The sequence below is a fragment of the Staphylococcus kloosii genome (assembly GCF_003019255.1).
GTDB classification, from domain to species: Bacteria; Bacillota; Bacilli; order Staphylococcales; family Staphylococcaceae; genus Staphylococcus; species Staphylococcus kloosii.
Genome location: NZ_CP027846.1, coordinates 1,531,164 through 1,547,966, shown reverse-complemented (window position 1 = coordinate 1,547,966; position 16,803 = coordinate 1,531,164). Strand labels below are relative to the sequence as shown.

At 31.8% G+C, this 16,803-nt stretch carries 20 protein-coding genes and 1 other annotated feature; of the genes, 1 reads left to right on the top strand and 19 read right to left on the bottom strand.

Annotated elements, in window-relative coordinates; all coding sequences use genetic code 11:
- Window positions 1-117: 117 nt before the first annotated feature.
- From secDF to C7J89_RS07650, 15 genes are all read right to left on the bottom strand, one after another.
- Window positions 118-2,394 (bottom strand): protein translocase subunit SecDF, encoded by a 2,277-nt coding sequence (secDF, locus tag C7J89_RS07715; protein WP_103294708.1) that lies wholly within the window; start codon window positions 2,392-2,394, stop codon window positions 118-120.
- Between the two features lie 223 nt (window positions 2,395-2,617).
- Window positions 2,618-2,878, bottom strand: a complete 261-nt coding sequence (yajC, locus tag C7J89_RS07710) for a preprotein translocase subunit YajC (RefSeq protein ID WP_048793508.1) — start codon at window positions 2,876-2,878, stop codon at window positions 2,618-2,620.
- A 15-nt stretch (window positions 2,879-2,893) separates the two neighbouring features.
- Window positions 2,894-4,033, bottom strand: coding sequence for a tRNA guanosine(34) transglycosylase Tgt (gene tgt, locus C7J89_RS07705; RefSeq protein ID WP_061854505.1), 1,140 nt, complete (start codon window positions 4,031-4,033; stop codon window positions 2,894-2,896).
- 22 nt (window positions 4,034-4,055) lie between these two features.
- A complete protein-coding gene (gene queA / locus C7J89_RS07700; protein ID WP_103294707.1) occupies window positions 4,056-5,081 on the bottom strand; it encodes a tRNA preQ1(34) S-adenosylmethionine ribosyltransferase-isomerase QueA in 1,026 nt (341 codons plus the stop codon).
- A 5-nt stretch (window positions 5,082-5,086) separates the two neighbouring features.
- Window positions 5,087-6,085, bottom strand: coding sequence for a Holliday junction branch migration DNA helicase RuvB (gene ruvB / locus C7J89_RS07695; RefSeq protein ID WP_103294706.1), 999 nt, complete (start codon window positions 6,083-6,085; stop codon window positions 5,087-5,089).
- A gap of 19 nt (window positions 6,086-6,104) precedes the next feature.
- On the bottom strand, window positions 6,105-6,707 hold the full coding sequence (ruvA, locus tag C7J89_RS07690; RefSeq protein WP_103294705.1) for a Holliday junction branch migration protein RuvA: 603 nt from the start codon (window positions 6,705-6,707) through the stop codon (window positions 6,105-6,107).
- A gap of 12 nt (window positions 6,708-6,719) precedes the next feature.
- Window positions 6,720-7,175 carry an ACT domain-containing protein gene (locus tag C7J89_RS07685; protein ID WP_061854501.1) on the bottom strand — a complete coding sequence of 152 codons (456 nt, stop codon included), beginning with the start codon at window positions 7,173-7,175 and terminating at the stop codon, window positions 6,720-6,722.
- A gap of 12 nt (window positions 7,176-7,187) precedes the next feature.
- Window positions 7,188-8,480 (bottom strand): GTPase ObgE, encoded by a 1,293-nt coding sequence (gene obgE, locus C7J89_RS07680; protein ID WP_103294704.1) that lies wholly within the window; start codon window positions 8,478-8,480, stop codon window positions 7,188-7,190.
- A gap of 123 nt (window positions 8,481-8,603) precedes the next feature.
- A complete protein-coding gene (gene rpmA / locus C7J89_RS07675; RefSeq protein ID WP_002510438.1) occupies window positions 8,604-8,888 on the bottom strand; it encodes a 50S ribosomal protein L27 in 285 nt (94 codons plus the stop codon).
- Window positions 8,889-8,899: 11 nt separating this feature from the next.
- The gene (locus C7J89_RS07670) at window positions 8,900-9,220 is read right to left on the bottom strand and encodes a ribosomal-processing cysteine protease Prp (RefSeq protein ID WP_048793501.1); all 321 of its coding nucleotides are present in this window, start codon (window positions 9,218-9,220) and stop codon (window positions 8,900-8,902) included.
- Between the two features lie 2 nt (window positions 9,221-9,222).
- Entirely contained in the window at window positions 9,223-9,531 is a 309-nt protein-coding gene (rplU, locus tag C7J89_RS07665) for a 50S ribosomal protein L21 (RefSeq protein WP_061854498.1), read from the bottom strand.
- A 12-nt stretch (window positions 9,532-9,543) separates the two neighbouring features.
- Window positions 9,544-9,617: a sequence feature (ribosomal protein L21 leader region), on the bottom strand.
- A gap of 29 nt (window positions 9,618-9,646) precedes the next feature.
- A complete protein-coding gene (gene mreD / locus C7J89_RS07660; protein ID WP_103294703.1) occupies window positions 9,647-10,171 on the bottom strand; it encodes a rod shape-determining protein MreD in 525 nt (174 codons plus the stop codon).
- Window positions 10,171-11,013: a rod shape-determining protein MreC gene (gene mreC, locus C7J89_RS07655; protein WP_103294702.1), complete on the bottom strand. Its 843-nt coding sequence runs from the start codon at window positions 11,011-11,013 to the stop codon at window positions 10,171-10,173. Before mreC ends, mreD begins: the two co-directional genes overlap by 1 nt.
- 266 nt (window positions 11,014-11,279) lie before the next feature.
- A complete protein-coding gene (locus C7J89_RS13310) occupies window positions 11,280-11,435 on the bottom strand; it encodes a hypothetical protein (protein ID WP_170066444.1) in 156 nt (51 codons plus the stop codon).
- A 69-nt stretch (window positions 11,436-11,504) separates the two neighbouring features.
- Window positions 11,505-11,963: a DUF4930 family protein gene (locus C7J89_RS07650; RefSeq protein ID WP_061854495.1), complete on the bottom strand. Its 459-nt coding sequence runs from the start codon at window positions 11,961-11,963 to the stop codon at window positions 11,505-11,507.
- Between the two features lie 142 nt (window positions 11,964-12,105).
- Here C7J89_RS07650 and C7J89_RS07645 point away from each other — a divergent pair, with 142 nt between their 5' ends.
- The gene (locus tag C7J89_RS07645; RefSeq protein ID WP_061854494.1) at window positions 12,106-12,288 is read left to right on the top strand and encodes a hypothetical protein; all 183 of its coding nucleotides are present in this window, start codon (window positions 12,106-12,108) and stop codon (window positions 12,286-12,288) included.
- Window positions 12,289-12,335: 47 nt separating this feature from the next.
- Here the strand turns inward: C7J89_RS07645 and C7J89_RS07640 are convergent, their stop codons facing one another.
- From C7J89_RS07640 to C7J89_RS07620, 4 genes are all read right to left on the bottom strand, one after another.
- Complete coding sequence (locus C7J89_RS07640; protein ID WP_103294701.1) at window positions 12,336-12,629, bottom strand: hypothetical protein; 294 nt, start codon at window positions 12,627-12,629, stop codon at window positions 12,336-12,338.
- Between the two features lie 695 nt (window positions 12,630-13,324).
- Window positions 13,325-13,933, bottom strand: a complete 609-nt coding sequence (locus C7J89_RS07635; RefSeq protein ID WP_103294700.1) for a hypothetical protein — start codon at window positions 13,931-13,933, stop codon at window positions 13,325-13,327.
- 742 nt (window positions 13,934-14,675) lie between these two features.
- The gene (locus tag C7J89_RS07625; RefSeq protein WP_103294698.1) at window positions 14,676-15,590 is read right to left on the bottom strand and encodes an LCP family protein; all 915 of its coding nucleotides are present in this window, start codon (window positions 15,588-15,590) and stop codon (window positions 14,676-14,678) included.
- A gap of 29 nt (window positions 15,591-15,619) precedes the next feature.
- A complete protein-coding gene (locus C7J89_RS07620) occupies window positions 15,620-16,801 on the bottom strand; it encodes an FtsW/RodA/SpoVE family cell cycle protein (RefSeq protein ID WP_103294697.1) in 1,182 nt (393 codons plus the stop codon).
- Between the last annotated feature and the right edge of the window lie 2 nt (window positions 16,802-16,803).

Sequence of the window (16,803 nt, the reverse complement as noted above, 5' to 3'; positions counted from 1 at the left end):
AATATTCATTAAAATAAAAAGCGGTGACCATTAATATGACAATATTATTTAAAGAAATACGCAAAAAAATAAAAATACCACTGCGTAGTGCATACGCAGTGGTAAAATTCATTTAAATTATACTAAGATTTTTTCATCGTTAGAACGTTTTTCTTTGTAAACTACTAACTTATGATCATCTGATTTTTTAAGTTGTCGTTTTTTCATAATGCCCCATAAAGGTACTGCAATAAATACAGAAGAGAATACACCTGTAATTAAACCAATTAACAGCGCTAATGAGAATGTGAAAATGCTTGAAGCACCAAAGATTAATAGTGCAATAACTACGACAACAACAGTTAACACTGTATTGATTGAACGTGTCATCGTTTGTCTTATTGATCTATTAACGATATCGTCGATTTGTTTTGACTTAGTAATAACTTTCACTTTATGCAAGTTTTCACGTACTCTGTCAAACGTAACAATCGTATCGTTAATTGAATAACCGATAATGGTTAATACGGCTGCTATAAATGTAATATCTACTTCTAATCTGAATAAACTAAACACGGCTACAATCATAAATGCATCATGTAGTAGTGCAAGTACAGATGAAAGTCCCATACGCCATTCGAAACGGAAACTAATGTAAATGATAATACCAATTGCGGCGTAAATTAATGCCATAATCGCATTTTTAGCCAATTCTTGACCAATTACTGGCGACACTGTATTTACAGTTGGGTCGTGACCAAACTTATCATGTATTGTGTCTTTAATTTTTGCAACTTGGTCTTTGTTTAAGTCTTTCTTAAATTGAACACTTACATTTTTACTATTTTGACCAATTGATATTTGATCTGGTTTAAAGTTTTTATCTTCAAGTGTTTGGGTTACTTTATCTTGCGATACTTTGTTTGTAGCGTCAAAATCGACACGCGTACCACTTGTGAAATCAATACCTAAGTTTAATCTAAAGATAAATAGTATGATTGCACCAATAATGATGATAATTACACTTAAAGATAATAACGGTTTGGCTAGTTTCATAAAGTCCCATTTCTCATAAGGTGTTTTTAAGTCATGTACGTCTTTACCTTCATTGATGTCATGAATATGTTTTTTACTTACGCCAAACATACCATATGATTTCTTAAAGAAGTTTGATGAAACTAATAATGATAACAGCAATCTAGATAAGAATACTGCCGTAACGAAAATCATTAAAATACCTAATAATAGCATAGTTGCGAAACCTTTTACTGAACTTTCACCGAAGAAGAACAGTACTGCCGCTGCAATAACAGTTGTTAAGTTGGCATCGACAATGGTTAAGAATGAACTTTTATTAGCTTTTTTATATGCTTGTTTAAGCGTTCGACCAATTTTCAATTCGTCTTTTATCCGTTCATACATTATGATATTGGCATCGACGGCCATACCTACACCAAGCACAAGTGCTGCTAGGCCAGGTAGTGTTAACACGCCTGAAATTAAATTAAAGGCAAATAGTGTTAAATAAATGTATGTTGTTAAGGCGATGACAGCTACAAGGCCAGGTAAACGATAGAAACCTAACATAAATAAGTAGATAACTGCTACACCTAACATAGACGCAAAAATTGTTTTATCTAATGCATCTTGACCGAATTGAGCCCCTACAGAATTTGAATATATTTCTTTAAGATCAACAGGTAATGAACCAGCGTTTAATAAGTCTGCAATTTGTTTTGCTTTTTGAACGCCTTTTTCACCGTTGAAGCCACCTGAAATTTCTACGCTGTCAGAATTGATCGGTTTATCTACATTAGCGGCAGAAACATATTTAGGGTCTTTCTTAGTTTTTTCTTTGTGGTATGAATCACCTTTTTCGTAATCTAACCACACAACCATAACATTTTCTTTTTTCTTAGAAATTTCTTCTGTTACTTTTTTGAATTTGTCACTATCTTTTAGTTTAAAAGTAACTGCGGGTTGGTTTGTATTTTGTTTGAATTCTTGCTTAGCTGTACCTTGTTTAAGGTCTTTACCAGTTAATTTAACTTTGTCATTTGCATCACGAATCGTTAAATTAGCTTGAGAGGACAACAATTTCCTCGCTTGCGATTGGTTTTTAACACCGGCAAGTTGTACACGAATACGGTTATTATCTTCAACTTGTATTTTTGGTTCAGAAACCCCAAGTTTATTGACACGATTCTCTAATGTTTTAGAGGTAGCTTTTACCGCATCTTTACCAACTTTATCGCCATGTTGTAACGGATTAACTTGGTAAAGAACTTCAAATCCACCTTGCAAGTCTAAACCTAAGTTAACGTTCTTAACTACGTTCTTATATGTGAGTCCCATTCCCGCAAATAATAGAACCACAAGTAAAATAAACGCAACTATTCTACTACTTTTTTTCACATGAACACCTCATTGTAAACTTATGATTTAAGGATACTTTAATTATTAATATTTGTGCAAGTCATTACGTAAACTACTATAACTTGTTTAAGCGACCTATATATCTTAACATATTACAACTCATACACAAACTAACATTTATTATGCTCAATTAATTTTTTGTAATATTACTTAAATATAAAAAAATGGCAGGAATCTACAATCCCTGCCATTTTGTGTTTGATTATGATGGGTCTACCTGTTTGATTGCAGGTTTTTCAAGTGTAATTTCTGTGCCATTACCATTTAAAGTAAGTACTACAGTAGTTTCGTCAACACTTCTTACAGTGCCTTTGATACCACCGATAGTTGTAACACGTTGACCTGAACGAATTTGTTGCACCATTTCACGATGCTCTTTCGCTTTCTTTTGTTGTGGTCTAATTAAAAAGAACCACATTAATGCTAATAATAAAATTGGTAAAATTAATGATGTTAATTGCATTATTTTATTTCTCCTTTAAAAGTTTTTAGGGTTATCTACATTAAGTCCGTATTGTTCAAAAAATTCTTCTTTAAAATCTAACAGACGGTCTTCACGAATTGCTTGTCTAATATTTTCCATTAATTTAAGCAGAAATTGCAAATTATGGTATGTAGTAAGACGTATTCCAAAAGTTTCCTCTGCTTTAATGAGATGTCTTAAATAAGCTCTAGAGTAATTTTTACATGTATAACAATCGCAATTTGGATCTAATGGACCAAAATCTTCAGCGTATTTAGCATTTTTAATAACTACGCGTCCTTCAGAAGTCATGCATGTGCCATTTCTAGCTATACGTGTTGGTAATACACAATCAAACATATCCATGCCACGAATGCTACATTCAATTAAAGCATCTGGAGAACCAACTCCCATTAAATATCTTGGTTTATCCTTTGGCATATATTGTTCAGTATGTTCAACCATATCATACATTACCGGTTTAGGTTCACCTACTGATAAACCACCAATAGCGTACCCTGGAAAATCTAAAGCAACGAGTTCTTCAGCACTTTGCTGTCTCAAATCTTTATATTCTCCACCTTGAATGATACCAAATAACGCTTGATCTTCTTTACGATTATGCGCTTTCAAACATCTTTCAGCCCAACGTGTCGTACGTTCGATAGAGTCTTTAACATATTTATATTCAGAAGGCATTGGTGGACATTCATCGAATGCCATCATAATGTCTGAACCTAAATCGTTTTGAATTTGCATCGCTTTTTCAGGACTTAAAAATAATTTTGACCCATTAGTATGGTGTCTAAATTCTACGCCTTCTTCAGAAATTTTTCTCAAATTACTTAAACTAAATACTTGAAAACCACCTGAGTCAGTAAGTATCGGACCATCCCAATTCATGAATTGATGTAATCCCCCACTCTTACGAATAATATCATTTCCTGGTTGTAACCACAAATGATACGTGTTTCCTAAAATGATTTTAGCTTCCATTTGATGAAGTTCTTCTGGACTCATTGTCTTAACTGTAGCTTTAGTTCCAACTGGCATAAACATAGGTGTTTCGAACGAACCGTGTGGTGTATGTACAATTCCTAAACGCGCGCCAGATTGCTTACATGTTTTTATATGTTCATATGTAACTGCAGGCATATTTGTTACTCCTCTCAATTCCCTAAATAATTAACATGGCATCGCCAAAACTGAAAAATCTATATTGTTCAGCTACTGCTTGGTTATATGCATTTAATATATTTTCTCTTGAACTAAATGCTGATACTAACATTACGAGTGTTGATTTAGGTAGGTGGAAATTTGTTATTAAACCGTCCACGCCTTTAAAATCAAATCCTGGATAGATAAATATATCTGTCCACCCACTTTCAGCTTCAAACTGACTATTGTTTTGGCGAATAGTTTCTAATGTTCTAGTTGAAGTTGTACCTACAGAAATGATACGACCGCCATTCTCTTTCGTAGCGTTTAATAAGTCAGCAGTTTCCTGTGTCATTTGGTAATATTCACTGTGCATTTCATGATCGTCTATATTGTCTACACTTACCGGTCTAAATGTACCCAGTCCAACGTGCAAAGTAATAAATGCAACATTCACACCTTTTTGTTTTATTTGTGATAATAATTCATCTGTAAAATGAAGCCCGGCAGTTGGTGCTGCAGCTGAACCAATTTCTTTAGCATAAACAGTTTGATAACGCTCAGGGTCATCAAGACGTTCTTTGATATATGGAGGTAATGGCATTTCACCTAATTCGTCTAAACGCTCCTGTAATATACCTTCAAAATGAAGACGCATAATACGTCCACCTTGGTTTAACGTTTCAATACATTCTGCGATTATTTTACCTTCACCAAAGTTTAATTTATCACCAATTTGAATTCTTTTTGCAGGCTTTAATAATACTTCCCAATCATTACCTTCTAATTGAGTTAGCATTAACATTTCTACTTTAGAGCCTGTTTCTTCTTTAATACCGAATAAACGCGCTGGCATTACTCGTGTATCGTTTAGCACCAAAGTATCACCTTGATTAAAGTAATCTATAACGTCTTTAAAATGACGATGATCAATGTCACCAGAATTTTTACCTAATACTAATAAGCGACTTTGGTCTCTATCTTTTAATGGTGTTTGTGCTATCAATGCTTCAGGCAAATGATAATCAAAATCTTCAATATCCAATGTTACTACCTCTTTCTTATATTTCTAAAGTGTTCGTGAGCATAAGGTGTTGCTTTACGTCCTCTAGGCGTTCGTTCGATAAAGCCTTTTTGAATAAGGAAAGGTTCGTATACATCTTCTATCGTTACGCGTTCTTCACCTATAGAAACTGCAATTGTATCTAAGCCAACTGGGCCTCCATTATATTGATCTAAAATACATTGCATCATTTTATGGTCGATATAATCCAAGCCTTCTTCATCAACTTGTAAAAGCTTCAATGCTTGTTTTGTAGTTTCAATAAATATATGCTCATCTTCATTAACTTGTTGGAAATCACGAACACGTTTTAACAATCTATTCGCAACACGTGGTGTCCCACGACTTCTCTTAGCTAATTCTATTGCACTATCTTCATCAATAGAAGTACCTAAAACTTCAGCTGTTCTAACTATAATTTCTTTAAGTTCTGTATCTTTATAATATTCTAAGCGTAATTGCACACCAAAGCGGTCTCTTAATGGTGCAGTTAAACTACCCGCTCTTGTTGTCGCACCTACTAAAGTGAAAGGTGGCAAATCTATTCTAATACTTCTAGCTTCATCGCCTTTTCCAATTACGATATCTAAAAAGAAGTCTTCCATCGCTGAATATAAAACTTCTTCTACTACACTACTTAATCTATGAATTTCATCAATAAATAATACATCACCCGGTTGTAACCCAGATAATATTGCTGCTAAATCTCCTGGTCTATCGATAGACGGGCCAGAAATTGTTCTAATATTAACCTCCATTTCATTTGCGATAATATTAGACAAAGTTGTTTTTCCTAAACCTGGGGGCCCGAAAAGTAATACATGGTCTAAAGGTTCTTCTCTTAATTTAGCCGCTTTAATAAACACTTCTAAATTATTTTTAATTGAAGATTGACCGATATATTGACGTATTCTTTTTGGTCTTAACGATAATTCAAATGATGTTTCATCTTCATGTAATGATTGATCAACCATTCTGTCATCCACTTTTGTTCACCCCATTTTTTTAAGAAACTAACAATTGTAAACCTCTTTTAACTGCTTCATCGACTGATTCACAAGTTTCTTTACTTAATGTTTTCTCAACTTTAGTAAGTTCACGTTTAGAATAACCTAACGCTTCAAGCGCTAAAATCGCTTCTTTAACTACGCCATCGTTAGTGTCGCTAGCTTTATCATGTGTTAATAGATTTTCAGCTTTTTCTTCAGTTACTTGTACTTTACCTTTTAAATCTAACACAATTTGACGCGCTGTCTTTTTACCAATGCCTGGAAATTTAGTTAAATAAGCGTCATTTTCATTTTCGATTGCTTGAATCACTTCTGAAGGCGTACTTGTGGCTAAAATCGCAAGTGCAGATTTAGGTCCGATACCTGTTACTTTGATTAAGTTAAGAAACATATCTTTTTCTTCTTCATTAATAAAACCATATAACAGTTGTGCATCTTCCCTCACTATAAATGAAGTGAAAACCTTCACTTCTTGATCTAAGTAGCGTTGGAAACGATATGAATTAGGCGTTTGAATTTCATAACCAATGCCTGCCGTTTCAACGACTAAATGTGTTGGAAATAATTGAGTTAAATTACCTTTAATATATGCGTACAAATTTACACTTCCTTATATTGTCATACTTATTAATTCTACTTTAGATACATGTTCAATCGTTTGTAATGACGCTACAACGTCATCAATTTCTAAATCTGTTCCTTTGGCATCTAAAGAGACAGTAATTGTTGCTCTCTGATCCATAGGAATACTTTGATGAATAGTCAATACCGATAAACTTAATCTAGACAGGGTATTTAAAACTTCAGCTAACATACCCACGATATCATTAACATATAAGATTAATGTAAATTCTTTAGTAGTTTCCATCTTCTCGTCCACTGGAAAAATAGTATCTCTATATTTATAAAATGCACTTCTTGATAAATCATACTTTTTGACTGCTTCAAATATGGATAGCTTAGGATCACTTTTTAAAGCATCTTTAATTTTTATTGTTTTCACAACAGATTCTGGCAATACATCTTCTCTAATTAAATAAAACTTTTTATAATCTTTACTATCCATTTTTGAGCACCTCTATTCTACAAATTCAAATTCTCCGCCAAGAATTCTCACAATATCTCCATTTTCACAGCCTCTATCTCGTAACGCATCATCAATACCCATTGAGCGCATTTGTCTAGCAAATCTACGCACAGCTGGATCACTATTGAAGTCAGTCATCTTGAACATACGCTCAATTGATTTACCACGCACGACATAAGCACCATCATCATCTCTTAAGATAGTGAAATTATCTTGATTAGGAGTATGTTTATAAACAACACGGTTTATTCCTAAATCTTCCTCTTCTTCGTTAAAGTCTATGTCTTTAACTTCTTCTAGTTTATTAGCTATTAAATAAAGTAATTTATCTATATTCTCACGTGTAAAAGTTGATAAAGGAATAATATCAACTTCTTCATCTTTTAAAGCATCTTTAAATAAAGCTAAATTATCTTCAGAATTAGGCATATCCATTTTATTCGCAACAACGATTTGAGGTCTTTCTTCTAGTCGATGTTCATAAGCACTTAATTCTTTATTGATAATTCGATAATCTTCTAAAGGATCTCGACCTTCAGAGCCACTCATATCTATCATATGCACGATAACTTTTGTACGTTCTACGTGACGTAAAAATTGATGACCTAATCCAACACCATCCGACGCACCTTCAATTAAACCTGGTAAGTCAGCCATAACAAAACTTCTATTATCAGGAGTTGCTACAACACCAAGATTTGGTTTGATTGTAGTAAAATGATATGCTCCTATTTTTGGTTTTGCTTTCGACACAATAGAAAGTAAAGTTGATTTACCCACACTTGGGAAACCTACTAATCCTACGTCAGCTAATAATTTTAATTCTAATGTTACTTCGATTTCTTCACCGGGTTCACCGTTCTCACTAAAATCTGGTGCCGGATTACGTGGAGATGCAAAACGTGAATTACCTCTACCACCACGACCACCTTTAGCTACAGTCGCACGTTGTCCATGTTCAACTAAATCGGCTAATACTTCACCTGTTTCAACACTTCTAACAATTGTGCCTGGTGGAACATGCAAGATTAAGTTCTCTGCATTTTTACCATGCATATTACTGCTTTGGCCACCTTCACCTCTTTTAGCTTTAAAATGGCTTTGGTATCTAAAGTCTAATAAAGTTCTTAATCCTTCATCCACTTCAAAAATAACCGAAGCACCATCGCCACCATCACCACCGGCTGGACCTCCAAACGGTACATACTTTTCTCGTCTATATGCTGTAATCCCGTTACCACCATCACCAGCTTTTAGTGAAATTTTCACTTGATCGACAAACATATTTTCACCTCTTTTTCTATAATTTTACAATATCTACACCATTATATCATTAAGTCGTTTTATATAAAATAAAACAAAAAATAAACACCAGAAGTTAAAACTTCTGGTGTTAGTAAAGACAAATTACTCAGCAGCTGAATAAACAGATACTTGTTTTTTGTCGCGACCTTTACGTTCGAATTTAACAACGCCGTCGATTTTAGCGAATAATGTATCGTCACCACCGCGACCTACATTTTCACCAGGGTAGATTTTAGTACCACGTTGACGGAATAAAATAGAACCGCCAGTAACGTATTGACCGTCAGCACGTTTAGCACCTAAACGTTTTGATTCAGAGTCACGTCCGTTTTTTGTAGAACTTACCCCTTTTTTCGATGCGAAGAACTGTAAGTTTAATTTTAACATTGAATTGCACCTCACTTGTAATTTAATCTAATATTCTCATGATATTCTTCTTCTATTGTTTGTAATGACACTAACATAGCTTGAAGAATTAATTGTGCCTGTTCATTATTTGTATCAACACTGCGTATATGAAAATGACCGCCGTCTTCTTCATAATCTATATCAGGTTTCTCAGATGTTAAACCCATAATAGCATTCACACTGCCGAATAGCACGGCTGAAGCACCTGCACATACTATGTCATGACCATAGTCACCATGATCTGCATGGCCGTCCATAATTACATCTGTTACTTGACCTTCGCTATTTAAAGCTACATCAACAGTAATCATAATTATGCGTTAATTTTATCGATTGTAAGTTTAGTGTAAGGTTGACGATGTCCTTTTTTACGTTTTGAGTCTTTACGACGTTTGTAAGTGAAGACTGTGATTTTTTTACCACGGCCGTGTTTACTTACTGTAGCGCTAACTGTAGCACCTTCAACTGTTGGCGCACCAACTTTAACTGAATCGCCACCTACAAATAATACTTTATCAAATGTGAATGCGTCGCCTTCATTAACGTCTAATTTTTCAACGAAAATTTCTTGGCCTTCTTCTACTTTGATTTGTTTTCCACCTGTTTCAATAATAGCAAACATACTTTGCACCTCCTATATTATAAGTCACGCCAAAATCAGGTGACATTACTGTACTTATACCTGAATTCGAGCGATTGTATGTAGCCTGAAACTACTCAACTACTGCATTTTAGCATTAGCGGTGATTGGTGTCAATCTTCAATTGTGTTTTTCTGAAAAATTTAGTTATTAATGGATATATAATAATTAATAATACTAAGTTTAAAATTAATGTTGGAATTAAACGTAATAAAATAAAATCAATAAACATAAAATGTATTAACCCTAAAGCCGAATATATTAATGCTACATAAATTTCCATAACCACTGTACTAAACAAGATAATTACAAAGAGCATTGAATCGTCTCGGTAAAAGACTTTGAAAAAGAAATCCATTATTACGACTAATAAGATGTATCCAAACAAATACAGTCCATAAAAACTACCAAAATAAAGATCAGTTATTGCACCTAAGACAATCGCTAATATGATTGAAACTCCAAAACTTCGAAATACACAAATGATTAATAAGTACATTAACGTTAAATGTGGTACAAATATAATGTCTTTATTGCCAATATGCATTGGGATAACTAGGCCAATAACCGTATCAATGTAAAATAATACTACGCCAATTAAAAAGTAGTAAAATACTCTCATTAATTAACACCACTTTCGTTATCAGGCAGTGATTTGGCATCTCTTTTTGCTACATAAACATGATTTAAGTCTGAAAGTGATGCTGCCGGTTTAACTTTAACTTCTTTAGATAAGCCGTATTTATCATTTTCAACTTTAGTCACTTCACCTATGTATAAATTACTTGGTAACTGATCAGCTAAACCACTCGTAACAACTTTATCGCCTTTTTTGACTTTATCTTTATTATTAATATCAGAAATAACTAGCTCTTGGTTTTTAGCATCATATTGATCTACTAGACCAAATACATTGTTACCATCATGCTGAATATTTACAGATAAACGATTTGATCTTGTATTTGTTGAAACTAAATCAACTTGTGAAGAAAATTGATTTACTTTTGAAATTCTACCTACTAAACCTTCTGACGTCATAACCGCCATATTACTTTTTATCCCATTTTTTGAACCTTTATTTATAACTAATGTATTCATCCATTGATCTGGATTTCTAGAAATAACGGTACTTGAGATAGGATCATACTTTGAAATATCCTCGATATCCAATTCTTTTTTGTATTTTTTATTTTCCGCTTTCAAGCGTTCATTCTCTGCCTGCAATTGCTTTTCTTTATTCGATGGCTTTTTGTCTTTATTGCTCACGAATAAATCATCAATATAACCAGTAACGAATTGGACAGGATAACTAACTACTCTTTGACCAAATGAAACTGAATCTCCAACATACTGTTCAGCATGCGATTGAGATTGAGACCTTAATGATATTCCAATTAAGGATATAAATATGATTATTGCACATAAAATAACAACCAATTTGTTATTTTTAAAAAACTTCGACAAACTAAACACCTCAATTAGCACACTATAATTTTATAATCACTAATCATTTTATATTACTCATGATGCGAAATAAAGTGTTACTTTAATATTCACAAATACTTTCTTTAACCGACTAGATATTATTTAAAAACATTGGACCACTTCATTGAATAAAATGATTACTATTATTATAACAACATTCAAAAATAAAAGCGTAGTAAAGCAATTAATGTTTATTAAAATTTTATAAAATAAAAAGAACTTGGTTATCCAAGTCCCTTTTATTATTAATCTTCTTTTTTCTTATCAGTGTTCGATTTATCGTTATCTTGTGAATCTTTCTCGTCTTCTTTATACAATGTTTCTTCTTTACGCCAACGTGCAAATAAGTTTTGTGCTTTAGCCTGTTCGTCAGCTTTTTTCTCTTTAGATTGTTCACTCATATTTAGACACCAACCTTTTCTCTATTTACACTATAAAGGTAACGCATTTGTATTTTAAATTCAAACGCATTACTCATATGATTGTCGTGGTTTTAATTTGATGTGTTGTCCTAATTTAGCCAAATCTTGTTCCATTTCTATTTCGGTAGTATACACACGCATAGAATCAGAACCAAATTTATAGATTACAAATTTATCTTGTCTTTGACCGGCAATATATTTATCATTATATCCCATACGTTCTAATCCTGAGACAGACATAAATTCTTTTTTATCAACCCAATTGAAAACCTTTTTACTTTGACTAGGTGGTACATTATTTAATAAATCATTACTTTCCAGCGAATAACGTTTGCCATTATTCATTTGTGGATCGACAGGGCTATCTTTAAATGTAGGCCTATTTTCATGAAGAGGATTCCATTCTTGTTCTTTTAAGAATGGCGCATATTTTAAAGCAAAAAAGACGATAGCTATAATAGCAACTACTGCTAAAATATTTTTTATAACACCGAAAATAAACCTCATTCAATAACCTCCTTTTCAAATGAATTATAATTTATTATATTTATATTTGTAATCAGACCGTAGGCTTATTTAAATCCTAACTTGGGACCGATGTTTACGTAGTTATAAAAATGTAAGATATTACTAAAAGGGAGTGAACAAGATGAGCATTCTAACAATTATACTAATAGCATTATTAGTCATCTTATTTTTTAAAGTTGGCTTATCAATATTACGATTCCTAATCTCAGTTGGTATTATTATTTTATGTATTTATTTAGGATACCAAGGAGTATTATGGATTATGGACCATTTCCATCAATATTTCAATTTAATTCAATTTTAAACTATTAACAACGTTTCTAATTATAAATTATAGAAACGTTGTTTTTATTACATATCCTTTTTCTTATTACTAAATGCACTATTTAACTTTTGATAAAAAAAGCAACATCCACACAAAATAACGCCCCATATGATTCCCACAAAAATACTTGCTACAATATAATAAATTAAATGAATGGGTTTATTTACAACTACCATGACAATTGCTGCTAACAACATGCCAATCATAGCAATTACTACGGTGTTTATTGTGATTTTTTTATTAATAACTGTATTTGATACGACTTTTAACATTAGATATATAACTGGTGCTAATACACCTAATAAGATGACTAGATTCATGATGTAAACCTCCTAAATTAAATACCACATTATTATATAATAATTTTTCAAACGATTGAAGGGATTACAAAACTTCAGTATCAAATCAATAAGTAAGTATAAGGGAGCAGGACAAAAATCTTTTTTAGAAGCATTTGTAATCCGTACTAGAAATGATAATTAGAGTTGAAAACAGCTTGAAATAAGCGCATTTTCAATCCAGTCATAAAGTCATATACTATCAATATATAAATAAGATAAGATTAACTTTGTAATGTTTTTGTATCGTGCTGACGCCTGAGGGAATCGTATGAGTGAGAGACTACAGGCTCGAACCATACTATCCTAAATCAAGGCAAGCATGCACGAACAAAATCGTGAATTATAAAAATAGCACCTCATTTTTACTGAATAAATCAGTAGAATGAGGTGTTATTTAACTTGAGTTAAGAATTATGTCCCAAACTCTTAAATTTAATTATTTATAATTATTATTTTTTCTAATAGCACGCACCATAAAATCTATAACCACCAAAAATAAAACGACAGTGGTAATAAGTGCCATAGTATAGTTATTAGTTAAAATTAAGCTCACAATTGTGATTACTGCAATAATTATAAATAACAGTAGAAATAATGATTTTAAGTTTAACATTTAAAGTTTCCTTTTATAATATTGAAAGATAGCCTATTACTAAATAATTAGGAATGTCTTTTTATCGTGCAATTTGATCGACATTTTCTATCCCAGTAATTTTATCATCTTTATTAGTAAATACTTTTACAGAAAAACTATTATTAGGATTGCCATCATATACCTTACCACTTTGATTGTAAGAGATCGTAGCTTGACCATGATAATTTTCGAATTCATGTATTGATACATTTTGAGGTACGACAAAGATACGCTCGACTTTATTATCTTTATTGTAATAAGTTGCGATACTACCATATTTGTGTGCTTTAACACTTGCGATAGGTACGACATGATTCGTGTGCCCTAATTTCTTTTCAACTTCTTTTTTAGTCAACCCTTTTGTAATGCCATGATAACCATTACGTTGATCGGCATGCATAAAGTTATTACTGAATTCAGAAGTTAACACGTTTATTTTAGGTGCATCTTTAGGTTCACTATTACCCTTTTCCTTTTCACTTGTTGAATGTGAATGATTGATATTAAAATTTACATTATTTTTGATAAAACTATAAGTGCCAAAGAATAACGCAAAAACTAATGATAAAAATACAAGAATGATAATAACAATCACAATTATATTCCACTTTGACTTTTTAGCGTTATTGTTATGTTGATAATTTGCCATTTAATTCTTGTTCTCCCCTCGCAATTATAAATCAATTCACTAACTATATTAACTTATAATACACTTCGATGCTATTGTATATTTTATAATTTAGCACCTCTATTATTTTAAAAATATGAACCATTTTTATGTTTATTAAATCTTGGCAATTATTTTTTTTACACTAAAATTCAATAAAACAATAAAAATAAAATGAGCAATTAACCAAACTATATGTGCGCCTATGTCATAATGAAAAAATTGACGGTTTGATAAGAGAATCAGAATAGGATATAACAAAATAAAGACAGTCATTAAACTACACAAATATACGACTTTTAAATCTTGAAAGTTACGATATACATAAAAAGTCATTAAAACGATGGTTAAAGTTATCAAGAAATGTATTAATAATTCTTCAAAAATATTTATATACTTATAGTTTACTAAAAAATCTATATTTAATAGCAACGCTGCATTAGAAAAACTCATGATTAAATCAGTTAATACAAACAGAACATAAAGTATCAATGTTAGTATTAAACTTACTGCAAATATAGGTAATGTTAATTTTAAATAATTTTGCATGTATTACTCACCAACCAGTAAAAATTTTAACGTTTAAACTTTAAAAGTTATTTACCCTATCATTATATAAATTACTCAGATATGTCTATTAGCATATTACGTATATATCACGTTGAATACTTAACAAAAATAATGGTAATTGCATATAAAATATAGCAATCACCATTATCGACATTTATTTTAGATTATCTTTATACGCTTTAACTTTATTTGCAAGGTCTGTTTGATCAGGTTCAAAATACCAAATGCCATCAGATTCAATTAAATTCTGACCGTTGATCGACATTTTATCAATCGATTTTGCACTATCTTTGTAATCAGTATAAATTGTTTTTAAATCACTGAGGCTTAAATCAGTTTTTACATTTTTCTCACTAACTTTTAACACTTTATTTAATTTAAATATATTAAATGAATTACTCGCAGATTTAGCTAAAGCATCAATGACTTGTCGTTGTCTCGCCGTACGACCCTCGTCACCACCAGCACCAACTTGTTTTCTACTTCTAACATAGTTTAATGCTTTTTCTCCTTTTAATGTCACAAGTCCACCTTTTTTAAAGCTTGAGCCATTATAACTAAACGTTGCATTACTTTTCACGGTTACACCATCGAAAATATCAATCATTTTTTCAAAGCCATCCATATCGACAGTAACATAACCATCTATTGGGACATTTAATTGTTGATTAAGTGTTGCTATAGCTTTTTGCGGTCCACCATAAGCATATGCATGTGCTATTTTTTGTTTGCCATTGACGCCAGGAACTTGAACCTCCATATCGCGTGGTACCGAAATAAGCTTTGTTTTTTTAGTTTTTGGATTTATTGATGCTATTAATATTGTATCAGTACGTTGGCCCATATTTTCTTTAGCTCGATTAGCATCAGAATCGACACCAAATATCGCTATAGATAATGGCTTGTTATTTTTAACTTTTTCTTTAGTCGCTTTTGTCTCTTCACGATTATCGTTAGAATCATGTATTGACGCATTTAAATGAATTATTTTAAATGCAGCGTATCCTAAAATTATTAATAAAATAATACCAGCAATTATAAATAGTTTACCTTTTTTTGTTAATTTCATAGTAGTTCACCTTTCAGTTGTTTTAAAATTTATTTTTTTAACTCATCTTTCTTTATTTCTCTTATAACAGCCAGCATGCTGCCAATAGCTAGGCTGACACTTAGCATTGATGACCCACCGTAACTTAGCAATGGTAAAGTGACACCTGTTAAGGGAATTAAGCCCGAAACGCCGCCAGTATTTATAAATATTTGCATAAATAAATAACTTATAACGCCAATACAAATTAACTTATAAAAATTATTATTTGTTTTATTTGCGTAAAAAAATCCTTTATATATGATAAATGCATATAATAGTAAAACAAAAATGACGCCTGCTAAACCTAATTCTTCTGCAATTACTGTAAATATGAAATCTGTATGCGGCTCTGGTAAATAACCAAGTTTTAAAATACCATTACCTAAACCTCGTCCAAAAATACCGCCATTACTAATTGATACTAGTGCATTAGTTAGTTGATATCCGTCTCCATTCTCATATTTAAAAGGATCTAATACTACTTTTATACGCTTCATCCGATATAACGTATTAGCATCAAATACTAAAGTATAGAATATGTAAATAATTGTAGGTATCGCTGTAATTGCAATAATTTGAAGTTTTATTTTATTTTTAATATCAGAATACGTTAATATCGAAGCAATGATACCAACAGTTAGTAAAGTACCGCCCAAATCGCCCTGCATTAGGACACAGACTAAGCCCACTCCTAATAAACCAAGCGGTGGAATCAAATTTTTTAATTTGTAGTCTTTATTATTTTTTAATAATTTATCAATAACGAAAGCAAGATAAAAAATGGCGGACAATTTGAGGAATTCCGAGGATTGCAAACTAAAAATACCTAAGTTAATCCAGTTTTTAGAACCATTTACATCTTTACCTATCAGCTGGGTTAGAAAAAGTAGAAAGAGCGTTCCTAACACTATAACTTTTTGACTATTACTTTTTTTCAACGCATTAATATTAAAATAAACGCTAATAAATATAATTAAGACAAATCCAAAAATCGCAAAAATAAATTGTCTTTTCATAAAGAAATTTGCCTCTATAGGTACTCCACCTGTTAATGCACCTTTTGAAGCCGAAACCATACTTGCACTGTAAACCATCACGATGCCAATAATACTCAAGATTATAAAGCAACAGATAATGCCTAGGTCTAAATATTTCAATGATGTCTTAAGCTTTTTGTATATTTTCAACATTG

Excerpts from the sequence above, each read along its gene's own strand:
- yajC (WP_048793508.1), bottom strand. The coding sequence starts at position 2,878 with ATGCAATTAACATCATTAATTTTACCAATTTTATTATTAGCATTAATG.
- tgt (WP_061854505.1), bottom strand. The coding sequence starts at position 4,033 with ATGCCTGCAGTTACATATGAACATATAAAAACATGTAAGCAATCTGGC.
- C7J89_RS07685 (WP_061854501.1), bottom strand. The coding sequence starts at position 7,175 with ATGGATAGTAAAGATTATAAAAAGTTTTATTTAATTAGAGAAGATGTA.
- obgE (WP_103294704.1), bottom strand. The coding sequence starts at position 8,480 with ATGTTTGTCGATCAAGTGAAAATTTCACTAAAAGCTGGTGATGGTGGT.
- rpmA (WP_002510438.1), bottom strand. The coding sequence starts at position 8,888 with ATGTTAAAATTAAACTTACAGTTCTTCGCATCGAAAAAAGGGGTAAGT.
- C7J89_RS07670 (WP_048793501.1), bottom strand. The coding sequence starts at position 9,220 with ATGATTACTGTTGATGTAGCTTTAAATAGCGAAGGTCAAGTAACAGAT.
- rplU (WP_061854498.1), bottom strand. The coding sequence starts at position 9,531 with ATGTTTGCTATTATTGAAACAGGTGGAAAACAAATCAAAGTAGAAGAA.
- mreD (WP_103294703.1), bottom strand. The coding sequence starts at position 10,171 with ATGAGAGTATTTTACTACTTTTTAATTGGCGTAGTATTATTTTACATT.
- C7J89_RS13310 (WP_170066444.1), bottom strand. The coding sequence starts at position 11,435 with ATGAGTGAACAATCTAAAGAGAAAAAAGCTGACGAACAGGCTAAAGCA.
- C7J89_RS07650 (WP_061854495.1), bottom strand. The coding sequence starts at position 11,963 with ATGAGGTTTATTTTCGGTGTTATAAAAAATATTTTAGCAGTAGTTGCT.
- C7J89_RS07645 (WP_061854494.1), top strand. The coding sequence starts at position 12,106 with ATGAGCATTCTAACAATTATACTAATAGCATTATTAGTCATCTTATTT.
- C7J89_RS07640 (WP_103294701.1), bottom strand. The coding sequence starts at position 12,629 with ATGAATCTAGTCATCTTATTAGGTGTATTAGCACCAGTTATATATCTA.
- C7J89_RS07635 (WP_103294700.1), bottom strand. The coding sequence starts at position 13,933 with ATGGCAAATTATCAACATAACAATAACGCTAAAAAGTCAAAGTGGAAT.
- C7J89_RS07625 (WP_103294698.1), bottom strand. The coding sequence starts at position 15,590 with ATGAAATTAACAAAAAAAGGTAAACTATTTATAATTGCTGGTATTATT.
- C7J89_RS07620 (WP_103294697.1), bottom strand. The coding sequence starts at position 16,801 with ATGTTGAAAATATACAAAAAGCTTAAGACATCATTGAAATATTTAGAC.